Source organism: Bacillus sp. PAMC26543, from assembly GCF_014250375.1.
Classification (GTDB): domain Bacteria; phylum Bacillota; class Bacilli; order Bacillales; family Bacillaceae; genus Bacillus; species Bacillus halotolerans.
The window spans coordinates 2,304,445-2,317,317 of sequence record NZ_CP060193.1; the positions used below are offsets into that span (position 1 = coordinate 2,304,445).

The window sequence follows — 12,873 nt, forward strand, 5'->3', positions numbered from 1 at the left end:
TCAGTAATCGTTAATTCTCCTGATCTGTAGGCATCGAGAATTTCTTTATGGTTCATACGATTAACTCCCTTCTATGATGTTTTGCACACTCTTAAAATCCAAATTCCCTTGCGCCACCTCTTGCATCAAACCGATGATTTGCTCGTCAGTGTACAGGCTGTTGGTTTGATTTTGCGGCAGAGCCTCCGCGCTTCGGTTTTTTCCTTCAGCTTTTAAGGCCACATAAGCAGAAAGCGCTTGGATTGTCTGGAATTCAAGAAGCTCCCGGCCGGTCAGCTTGATCTGAATGGTCTTTTCTAAATGACGCATCAGCTTTCGGCCAAGAATTGAATCCATCCCGTATTCTTGAACGTTTCTTTTGAAATTGATTTGATGCCGTGACAGGCTCAGCTCTCGTTCCAGAAATTGTACGATGATGTCTTGAATGTGTTTCTCTTCATTGGACTCGTCAGTCTCACTTTGGGCGACTTGTGACGATGGCCTAATATTCTTATCTGATGAGATCCAATAGCGTTCCTTTGCAAATGGATAGCCAGGTAACGGAACGATACGGACATTATTGTCTTCATGGAGCAGTTCCCAAGAAATATGATTACCTTTCGTCCACCAATCTGCTATCTTTTTAAAATCTTTTTCTATGACGACCGTTTTCAGAGATGTCTCATCTCGTTCTTCTGAAATGTCTTCCGCATTCCCTGTATAAAAGGATGTAAATTGGCCGAATGATTCACCATTCTTCACTGCTTCTGCAAATTCCTTCAATTTTCGCACCAGTTGTTCCTGATTATTCACTACGATCGCCAGTCTTGCTTCCATTGCTTTTCTTCCAACCTGGAGTGTATACGCAACATCAGGTAATGAAAGGCTGTCATTATGCTCTGCATACTCAAGCATTTGCAGAACAGCATCGTGAAGCCGATCCTCATTTTGAGCAGAAAGCACGATAACTTGCGGACATTCGGTTGGCTCTTGATGCGCGGATGCCTGCTCATCCGGAATGTATTCTTCAATTACTGCATGCGCATTCGTCCCGCTGATGCCCGTTGTGCTGATTGTCCCCATCCTCGGATTATGATTTTTTCTGATCCATGGCTGGTTCTCTTTGTGAAGCACAAAAGGGCTTTCTGCAAACTGAATATAGGGATTGCTCGATTGACATTCATGGGTAGCCGGAATGGTTTGATTTTTCATAGCCATCAGCATACTGATCAAAGCAACCACACCGGAAGCTGCAAATGTGTGTCCGATTAATGATTTAATCGAGCCGATGGTGCAAAATTGCTTCTGTTTCGTATATTTGCTGAACGCACCCGTTAATGCCTGTACTTCAAGCGGATCTCCCAGATTTGATCCAGTGCTGTGCGCCATCACATATTGAATATCCAGCGGATTGATCTGATATTTTTCATAAATGCTTTCTATTAATTCCGCCTGACTAAAAGGATTGGGAGCTGTCATTCCATTGGTTTTGCCGTCATAATTCACGCCGCTTGCTTTTATACATCCATAAATGTGATCTTGATCTTCAATTGCCTTTGATAATGGTTTCAGCAGAACAGCTGCTACCGCTTCACCAGGCACAAGCCCATTGGCATCCTGGTCAAACACTTTGCATTGGCCATTTGGAGAAAGCATTTCCGCCTTTGTCAGCGCCTCATAAGACATTTGAGAAATATTCAGACTGACGCCGCCGGCTAAAGCCATTTCACAGTCTCCCTGACGCAAGGCTGCGCAAGCCTGATGAATGGCTACAAGTCCTGAGGAACATGCTGCCGTCAACGCCATATTAGGTCCTTTTAAATCTAATGCGTATGCAATTCGCGCAGCCAATGTGGCGTTTTGAGTGCCGGTAATGTAATCCGTCTCACCGGTTAAGTGGGCATATTCTCCTTCTTCCACACCCACATAAACGCCGCAGGACTTTCCTTTAATCCGGTTTCCCATATATCCTGCGTCCTCAAATGTATGCCATGCTTCTTCCAGAAACAATCGCTGGCGCGGGTCCATACTTTCGGCTTCTTTAGGCGATATGTGAAAAAACAGCGGATCAAATCGGTCTATGTCTTTCAAAAATGCGCCCCATCTCGGCACTTCTGCTTTCTCTGGATGTCCTTTGACTTCCCGCCAGTCCCAGCGGTCTTTCGGAATTTCTGAAATGCATTTTTTTCCGTTTTTCAGATTGTCCCACAATTCATGAACCGAATCAGCTTGAGGAAACCTGCCGCTCATTCCGATAATGGCGATAGGCTCTGTGTAAAGCTGCCGGCCGCTTCTATGGCTGTTTTGTGTTTCGAGTGCTGCAGAAACCGGCACTTCAGCTTCTGCCTGATTCTGAGTATCAGATGCATCATCCCGGTAAAATTCTTCGATCAGGCCTTTATGATCCGTTAAAAAGAAGCGGATCAATTCTTTTAAAGTCGAATAGCCAAAAAATAATGCAGGCGTTATCTCGACTTTGTAATAGTCAGTTAACACGTTCGAGAATTTAGCCAAGTAGATGGAATCAAATCCAAAGTCGGCCCAGTTCTTATTCAAGTCTAGCTTGTCTTTTGAGATCTTAAGCAAGGTGTGAATATGCATTTTCAAGTCCATTTCCAAACGTTTTTCAACGCTAAGGTGCTTCATCCCGCCCGATGTTTCTTGTGCAGGCGGGGCTATCATGTCCGGTTCTGGAACGGCACGTTCAGTCATTCCTAAAAAGCGGCGGACCCGGCTTGGCTGACCGGCTATGATAAGATGCTGCGCATCCTGCTGAGACAAAATGTGTTCAAACATACGTATGCCTTCTTCCGCTTCTAAGAAGCGCTGACCGCTTGACTTCAGGTACATCTCGGTAGTTTCGGCATTCCCGATTGTCATCCCGCCGTCCTTCCAAACAGGCCAGTTGATAACAAATGTATTACCGTGATGAAGCTCGTTTCTGTAATGTGCATAAGCCATTTGGAACCGATTCCCTACCGCATAATCACAAAAACCAAAGTCTCCTAAAATAGCAGAAGACGAAGAGAAGTAACAGATAAAATCCAGGGTTTCTTTTTTAAACCACTCGTCAAGCGCGATCGTTCCATTGATTTTCGGTTCAATAATGCGCTTGAAGCTATCCATCTCTTTTTCAAAAATAGAGGACCCGCTTTCGATACCGGCGGCATGAATGACACCATTGATGGTGCCGTACCGGTCTTTTCCGCGTTTCACGCAGTCTCCCATTGCGATCGGATCACACACATCCGCCTCTGCATACATGGCTTCGCCGCCTAACTCCCTCAATGCTTTTAGCTGCTTTTGTTTTTCTTTGTTGATAGGCGTTCGTCCTGTCAGAATGATGTTCGCGGCATAGTTTTTAGCCAAATGCTTGGCGAATAAATAACCGAGCCCTCCTAACCCGCCTGTAATCAGGTAAGTTCCCCCGGACTTCAATTTGCTGTTGCCTGGCTGTAACGTTGTCTGTTCAATCTGACATACATAACGTTTCTCATTCTGATACAAGACGGTTTGTTCTGTTGAAGCCTGTAATTCCGTCCAGATCTTACTTGTCCAATCATCCATTGATTCTTTTGGAATTTGATCAGCATCCTGAAAGATTCCTGTCACTTTCGTATTCGGAAGGACTAGCCCGAGTGAACGTTCAAATCCTATCCATGATTCCAGATAACTTCGGTCAAGACCATTTTCAAAACATCCAGCCAATAACACACGGGCAGGTTGAAGCTTCGCGGCCGCTATAGCTTGCAATAAATAGACTGCACAGGAATAATCCTGACTACAGCTTGAATCCTCCGTCGCCCATAAATAGAGGATTGCATCCGGTTCTCCATGTTCTTCCTGAATCCTACGGAAGGCTTTCTCAAAAGTGCCGGGATCCTTCCGTACAATTTGATAAGAGTATTGAGACTGTTTGCCGTACGTTTCGCCTTGAGAAACAAATATGACCTGGGTCTCTGGATCAAAGCTTTTCACAGCTGAAGCAAATGCTTGTTGCTTGTCTCTGTCAGTCAGAAAACAGACGAGAGTTGTGAAGCTTTTCGATGTGAGAGACACCTGCTGTTCTTTCCATACTTCTTTAAAGGTCATCACCTCGAAGTCTTCTTGCTCTTGGTGTTCTATATTGTTTTCAAAGGACGTTGTTCTCTTTTCAACACTTGATGCCCAGTAATGTTCCTTCGCAAATGGATATGTCGGCAGGCTGATTCGGATCGGCTTATGAGCTCCGTACAGCTTTGTCCAGTCAAAAGACAAGCCCTTCACCCAAAGATCCAGTAATTTCGTAAATTTCCCTTTGCTCATCCAGGCGTCTATCATCTTCTCCGTATCTTCATCAGCTGATAAGAGCGCTAATGCTTGTTTATTATCGTCGATACGATCCAGATACAGATCCTCTGCTTTCATTTCTATAAAATCTAGCAGCTTGCTCTCTAGATCTTCTATTGATTCGGCAATAAAGCCAAGCCTTTCCTCCATTGCTTCACGGCCTGTTTGCAGCGTAAAGGCAATCCGGACCAGATCTGATTCACTGTACCTTTTTTCGCGAACGGCAGTGAGCAGCTGCTCCGCTCTTTCTTGAAGCCGTTCACTGTTTTTCGCTGACAGCACGATCAGAGCAGGAGGATGTTGGGGTGTTTGCGCCCCGGTTTTCGGAATATATTCTTCTAAGATCAGATGGGCATTTGACCCTCCGGCGCCAAAACTGCTTAATCCGGCGCGTCTTGGCACTTCCCGACCGTCAATGATCGGCCGCTTCCATTCACCAAGCTTTTGCTGAACGATAAACGGAGTTTGACTGAATTCAATATTTGGATTCAAACGCTCAGCATGCAATGATGGTGCGATTTGACCGTATCTAAACTGAAACAGTATTTTTGTCAAACCAGCGATGCCGGCTGCACTTTCACAATGACCAATATTGGATTTACTGGAGCCGATCGCGCAGAACTGTCTTTCTTGTGTATCTTCCTCAAACGCTTTTGTTAATCCAGCAATCTCAATCGGATCTCCTAATGCAGTGCCTGTTCCGTGTGCCTCCAGATAACTGATCGTTCTGGCTGGGATATTGGCATGCTGAATGGCTTCTTTAATCAGCTTGGCTTGGGCATTCGGATTTGGAACCGTATATCCGTTGGTTTTGCCTCCGCTGTTAATGGAGCTGGCCTTTATCACCCCATATATATGGTCACCGTCTTCTATTGCTTTTTGCAAAGGCTTTAAAATGACGGCACCCACTCCTTCTCCGTCAACAAACCCATCTGCGTCATCACCGAATGATTTACATTTGTCAGTTTCAGAGAGCATGTTCATGACAGATAAGTTCTGATAGTGAACAGGGTCGACAACTAAATTGACGCCTCCGGCAATGGCGCACTCACTTGATCCGCTGTAAATGCTTTCTAACGCCAAATGGATCGCTGTCAGAGAAGACGAACATGCTGTGTCAATAGCAAGGCTCGGGCCTTGGAAATTCAGCAAGTAGGATACCCTGTTGGCAATGGACCAATAGCCGTAGCCAGTAGGATAATTTTTGTTCATTACTCCGGCAAAGACGCCGACTTTTCTGCTTGAGCAGAGCGTGTCTGGCGTGTATCCCGCATCTTCAATACTCGCATAGGCGGTTTGCAGGAATAATCGCTCCTGAGGGTCCATTCTTTCTGCTTCTAGCGGAGAAATTTGAAAGAATAAAGGATCAAAAGTATCCATACCTTTGATAAATCCGCCCCATTTTGTATAAATCGAGCCTTCTTTTCCTTTTTCTTTATCGTAATATGCTTTCCAATCCCAGCGGCCTTCCGGGATTTCCTCTATACAATTTCTTCCTTCTTTTAGATTGTTCCAAAATTCTTCTGCTGTCTCCGCCTGAGGATAACGCCCGGATATGCCGATAATGGCAACATCACGGCTGACCGATGCTTGTGCCAGTGATGGTGCTTCTTTCTCGCGGCTGCGGCCAAGCTTACGATAGCGCCGGGTTGTGTCAGGCGCCTGCCCAGCCTCCTGTGAAGATTTGTTATTGATTGCTACCGGCTTGTCATTTTGCACTTGACGGTCAAGGCCTGTCAGTCTCAAAAGTGCTGCTTTTTTCGTTTTGATTAAGTGTTCCACTAACGCGTCTATTGTCTGATACTCAAAAAATAAAGTGCTGCTCACATGGTCCAGTTCCTTACGTAATGTATTCGTGAGCTGAACAACGACAATAGAATCGATGCCGTACTTTTCAAGCTGTTCAGATGAATCAATTTTACTTGCAGGGATTTTCAATGTTTGTCCGATTAGTTTTTTCATATACTCGGTGCTTTTTTCTATCAAGACGGCATCTTTTGACGATCCGCCTATCTCTGAAGCTACGTTTTGGACAGATGCCGGCTCCTTCCTCGCTGAAGAAAAATCCTTTTCTGCTGGAGGCACCATTTCCATAGCCATACGGCGCACCACTCCGTTGCTTGAGGCTGCGATGATCTGGTGACTGAGGTCATGTGCTGCTTCTGCCGGGAAAAACACGGATTCAAAGCCTTCGCTTTCTAAGGCCTCTTTCCATTTGTTTGGATATAGACCAGGACAGCCGGGAATTCGCAGCGCAGGATCTTCATACAGCCACCAGCCATCCAAAAGTCCGAAGGTAATGTGTGGAAACAAGCTGTTTCCCGCCATTTCATTTAGTAACAGCAATCCGTTGTGCTTCATCAAAGCTTTTGCATGCCGCAGCGTTTGGCGAATATTTTTTGTCGCGTGAAGGACATTAGCGGCAATTACAACGTCATAGCCGCCTGCCTCGATTTCCTGCTGATCGATCGGTTTTTCTACGTCAAATAGCTGATATGTCAGGTAAGGATTTTCCGCCCCATACTCTTTTTCTGCATGAAGCAAAAACGCCTTTGAAAGATCTGTATAACAATATTCTCCTATATGATTTTGATAGGTTTTCAGTTTTTGAAAGATTCCGGCACTCGTGCCGCCAGTACCTGCGCCTATCTCCATAATGCGAATGGAGGCTTTAGGGTCCTGTTTCAGCCGTTCATCTACGTAAGCTGTTAACGTATCAGCGAGCACTGTATTGAAGTAGTCTGCAACTTGGTTATGCTTATAAATACCTTCCACCAATTCCATTGACGAATGAGGGAACATGATATCCGTCGCAGGCACCTTCCCTGTCAGGATATCCGGTAATGCTTTCAGCATGGCCTCAGCTAATACAACCATCGCTTTTGTGTTACTGTCTTGGAGCCATTCTGATTTTTTTGCATCCCATTCATTCCAAAGCATGTCTATATCCTCTGCCTTGTCCTTCCTCACCAAAGAATCTCCATCTTTTTTAAGGTAGTCTTGCTGCAGAAGGAATTCGCTGCTTTGCCGGAGCCACTTTTCATAAAACTCACGAGTATTGTTGTTTCCTTGAAGACGTTCAACCGATAATGTATGACCATCAAACAGCCCGGCCGTCTGCAGCTGTGCTAACAGAAGTCTGTAAAGGAGAGCGTCCAGCTCCTCGTGTGTTACTCTTTCTATTTCTCGTGTTTCCGGCAGGCGTCTCTTCAGGCTTTCGGCGTCTATCGAAGGCTGCTGCGGGTAAAGGGTGATGAATTCCTTCTGATTCACGCCTTCGACTGCAACAGGTTTAGTCGTATGAATGAAAGCCGTTTGGCTGACAGGCCCTGAAAGCAGAGCTTCTAACGCTTCCATCCCTTCCTCAGGTTCAATTAAGCCTAAGCCAATTTGATTCATGAGCTGCACATAATTTTCATCTTCGGCCGCTTCACTGTTCCCCCAATATCCCCAATTCATGACGTTAACGGGACAACTCCAGCTTTGGGACAGCCGGTAAGCAAATGCATCTGCGAATGCACAGCCAGAGGCATAATGGCTTTGTTTCACATTTTTGATATGGGACACAAGCGAAGAGAAAAATAGAGCAAAATCCAAATCCTCCTGCTGAAATACTTGGGCCATATGAACACTTACATCCACCTTTGCCGCCAATCCAGTTCTGAATTCTTCGAGCGTCATATTTTCCAGGCTTTGTTCAAATAAAACCATTGCAGAATGAACGATCCCATGAATATGAGGATGGCGTTTTTTCACTTGTTCATAAGCCTGCTGCAATGAATGCATATTCGCAGCATCGGCTGCAATATAGTAAGGCGCAGGTCCAAGTGCCGAGAGACGGTCTAATTTTGCCTGGATGGCATCATTGATTTGACTGCGTCCAATCCAAACGATCTGTGCCTGATAGCGGCGGATCATATACTCACTCCACGCCTCTCCGATGTACCCAGCTCCTCCAATAACCACATACACTCCGCCGGTTCGATATAACGTATCATTTGACGGGGATTGCTGATAGGGAATCAATTGCTGCTGATGCCATTGGTGATTCCGATAGGCCCACGCGTGCCCAAGACGGTCTGCAGGGAGTGTAAACATCTGTTTGATCGGCCAAGTGCAGCCTTCTTCAAGGTCAATCAGCCGGATCTTCCAATGCGGATATTCCTTAGCCATTGTGCCAATGAGTCCATGAATGCTAGCATGAGCAGGATTGACAGCTTCATGCTGAGTAATCGGCTGCGCTTGGACGGTGATAATTGACCATTCCAGCTTTTCCCCGCCATAGCCTAATTGAAGAAGTGCTTTCACAAGCTTAAATACGTGAAGAACGTTTTCTTCCTGTTCTTCAATAAACATCTGCTCTGAGTGTAGCGGAGCAATCCACAGTACATGGTTAATGCTGCCGCACGCTTGCAGCTTGTTCGCTATCGTTTCCATGTGATCTGCCGGCTGGATATCCAAAACCACAGCCTGAGGATAGTATTGTTTCATTAACTTCTGTTCGTGCTCAGTACCCCCTAATAAAACGGCTTGTCCACCGGCAGCCGAGACACCGCTCTCCGCATTTGGAGACACTGGTTCCCAGACAGGAACCATCATCGTATGTCCTATCGATGATGAATCCGCTGCTATTGCTTCCGGAGATTGATGTTCTCCTTCCAGCGCTCTAATGGAAGCACCCTTCATTTGCACACAGACATTCCCGTCTTCATCGCATAGTTCAATATCATACTTTCTGATTTTGTCCTCTGCCTTACTGTCTGAACTGAATCTAATATAAGACCACATTTCAGAAGGGCAAGGGGCAAGAATGTTAAGTTCCTGCATTGCAAACGGCAGAGACAGCTTATGGACTTGAGCATCCGTATTAACTGAGCTAACGATAAAACCAATCGATGCATGGAAAGCGGCATCCATCAAACTCGGATGGAGCATGAATTGCTTCTTACCGTCTTCCAAAAAAGCGGGCAAGGAGATTTTTGCAAGCAATTGTTCGTGTCCGATAAGCACTTTTTTAATCCCTTGATAACCCTCTCCATAGTCAAGCCCTATCTTCCGAAACGCCGCATAGCATTGCTCTGACGTCACTGTATCCAGACTGCATTCCGCCTGCAGCGCTTTAATATCTAAAACAGGAATGTCCGGTTCAGCCCCTAGGATTGCAGTCCCTTGGCTGTGTATCATCTGGTTTTCATCTTTGCTGTAAATCTCATAGCTGATCTCTCCGCTATCCTCAGGATAAAGGCCAATATGTATCTCTTTTGGTTCACTTTCAATCGCGATAGGACGAATCCAGACGATGTCTCTGAGCGACACAATTCTTTGTCCATCTTCCAGATCACCCGCTGCTTTTTCCGCTGCTTCCCTTGCCATTTCTAAATAGGCAACACCCGGCAGGATTTTCTGTCCCTGCACAACATGATCTGATAGAAAAAATTCCTTACCTGTGAAGCTAGAGCTAAAGCGCTGCTCAGAAAAGTCTGACGTATTCCTATGCAGCAGCGGATGTAATGCAGCATTCGTTGTTCTGCCGCTGATTTTCGTCTCAGGTGCCGGTATCCAGTAGCGTTCTTTTGCAAACGGGTAGGTTGGAACACTTATTTTAAGCGGCTTGCGAGCGCCGTAGAGTTCATCCCAGTTGACCTGTTTTCCTTGAACCCATGATTCCGCGATGTTCTTCAAATCTCCCGCTTTTGCCCCGGTAAACCCTTGGCCCTCTTTGGCCTGTCCGGTCCAGCAGCGATCGGCTTCTTCACCTTTTACAAATGCTTGAAGTTTATGAATTAGATCCTTTATGTCTTTTACGATGAAGGCTGCCCGCTCCTCCATTTCCACCCGTCCTGCCTGCAGTGTATAAGCAAGCTCAAAAAGATTAATGTCCTCGTGAAGAAACTCAATGAGTTTGCCGGCGTATGCTTGCAGCCTGTCTATATTTCTCGCCGACAAGGGGATAATTGCCTCTTCATATTTCACCGAAACAGAGGCTGAGTCGTTCTCTTTCGGGATGTATTCTTCCAAAATGATATGCGCATTGGACCCTGACGCTCCAAACGAACTTACACCGGCACGGCGGGGATACTTAATCTCCATTCCGTTTTCTGTCAATGCCGGCTGCTCCCATTTCTTTGCTTCGCGCTGAACAAAAAACGGTGATTGATCCAGCTTCAAATAAGGATTCAGCTCTTCTGAGTGTAGGGATGGGACCAGCGTTTTATAATACAGCTGCAGAACGGTCTTCGTTAACCCGCTGATGCCGGCTGCAGATTCAGCATGGCCAATATTTGATTTCACAGAACCGATCGAACAAAATTGCTGATCCTGCGTATTTCGGCTGAAAGCCTTCACCAATCCTTGAATTTCAATTGGGTCTCCTAATGAGGTGCCGGTGCCATGCGCTTCCACATAGCCGACCGTACGCGGATCGATTCCTGTTTTTTCAAAGCAGGTTTCTATAACATCGGCTTGCGCTATAGGGCTCGGAACCGTAATGCCGCTGACTTTGCCTACATGATTAATGGCACTTCCTTTGATGACGGCATAAATCCGGTCACCATCCTGTTCAGCTTTTCGCAGAGGCTTTAATAATACCGTTCCAACCCCTTCTCCAGAAACGTATCCGTCACCGCCTTCGCCGAATGTATGACAATAGCCGTCACTCGAGTGCATCCCCACACTGCCATAGCTGATATATTTAGCTGGATGCAGAGATAAATTGACACCCCCTGCTATCGCAGCCTCACATTCACCATTCCGGATGCTTTCTATCGCCAAGTGAATGGCAGTCAAAGAGGATGAGCAGACCGTGTCCACTGCCATGCTTGGCCCATGGAAATTACAGTAGTAAGACACTCTATTGGCGATTTGCGCATAGTTCAGGGACAAAGGAAATGGATTTTGTTCGGATAAAGCTTCAGCACCTATAAGGGAATAGTCCTTATGCATGACACCGGCAAAGACGCCGACATGCCGTCTTTTATTAGCGCCTCGCTGTGCAGCAATTGTCTCAGGCGTATAACCTGCATCTTCAATGGCTTCCCAGCATGTCTCTAAAAATAAGCGTTCTTGAGGATCCATGGTTTCTGCTTCTCTGGGAGAAATTCTGAAGAATTGCGGATCAAAACAATCGGCATCCTCAATGAACCCGCCCCATTTTGAAAAGGGCTTTCCAGAAGGTGTTGTCAGTTCATCGAATTCCTTCCATTCCCACCGTGATTTCGGAATTTCACTGATGCAGTCTGTTCCAGCCTTAAGATTTTCCCAAAATTCTTGTATGTTTTTCGCCTTAGGATAACGGCCTGCCATCCCAATGATCGCAACGTCCTCCGCTTTTTTTGGCGGGGAAGAAAGAGCATCTAAAGACTCCGGCAGTGATGCAGGAGACTGGCGGACAGCATCGTCCGCCTCTCCAAACAAATAGTTTTCAGCCAAATGCGCTGATAATTCTGCAATCGTTGTATATTCAAACAGCAAAGTGGGAGAGAGATCTTCTCCAACATGAGATCCTATCGCCTGAACAATTTCAAGCAAGGATGGCGAATCTAACCCAAGCTCATAGTACCCGGCGTGAATATCCATTTGTTCTGCCGGTTTTTCAAGCTGTTCAGCCAGCAACTGACGCAGTAACCTTTCAAACGCATTGTATTTCCGGCCAGCGTCATGAGAGACAGAAGTTTCTTTTACCACTCTCTCTTCCTGGAGCTGATCGATTTCTTTTTCAGGCTGAAAGGCCTTCGCATCCCGGACAGACTTGCTTGCGAAGTTTTTAAGTTCGGCTACTTTTTGTCCAGAAGAATTAAAATATTCAATGGTCATATAAGTAAGTTCGTTTTTCTGGCGCACGGAGGAAGCCTGAATGCGCGCCGCACATTCTTTTTGTAATGGCTCCGAAGCTGTAAAGGATTCGAAAAACAAAGGCAGATACACAGTCTGTTCGTTTTTATTTACACTTGAGAGCAAGCCGCTTGACCCTAAACCGCTGCCGTCGATGAGCGTCGGATGAAACATAAAAGCCTCAGAATGAAGCAATGCTTCTTGTCCGACAGATACATCAATCAAAACGGCCTCTTTTGTTTCATACACCTGTCCTTCAGCTTTCATCATGCCTGTATGCACTAATTCTTGACGGCGGCATTGATCATAGATGTCGTCCAAATTCAGAATTCGGCCGGCCGCTTTTTTCCATTGATGAAGGTCGATCTTTTCCGTGAAAGCAGCTGGTGCTTTATGATGCATCTCGGCCGAAGCATATCGTCTATGACCTGATAACGACTCTCCATGCTGTTTTTGCCCTTCAATTAAGATGGACCATGTCCCTTTTTTGCTTTCAGACACTTGGATTGTCAGGGCAATGTCATACGATGCTTCCGCGATCAAAGGATAAAAAATGGTCAGGTTTTTCAGTTCTAGCTCTTGATAAGCGTAACCATGTTCTTGGAATACTTGATAAATCAGATCTATATAAGCAAGGCCGGGTAATAACGCTTGTCCATATACCTTGTGATTGCACATGATAGGATTATTTAATGAGATGCGCAGCTGTTCAGTTATCATGTTCCCACTCCTCTC

The 12,873-nt window shown here is 45.8% G+C and carries 1 protein-coding gene; it reads right to left on the bottom strand.

Translation table 11 applies throughout. The features are described 5' to 3' along the window. Window positions 1-60: 60 nt before the first annotated feature. Window positions 61-12,858, bottom strand: a complete 12,798-nt coding sequence (locus H7F27_RS11730) for an SDR family NAD(P)-dependent oxidoreductase (protein ID WP_185847945.1) — start codon at window positions 12,856-12,858, stop codon at window positions 61-63. Window positions 12,859-12,873 lie beyond the last annotated feature (15 nt).

Coding starts and splice junctions, on each gene's coding strand:
- H7F27_RS11730 (WP_185847945.1), bottom strand. CDS start 12,858: ATGATAACTGAACAGCTGCGCATCTCATTAAATAATCCTATCATGTGC.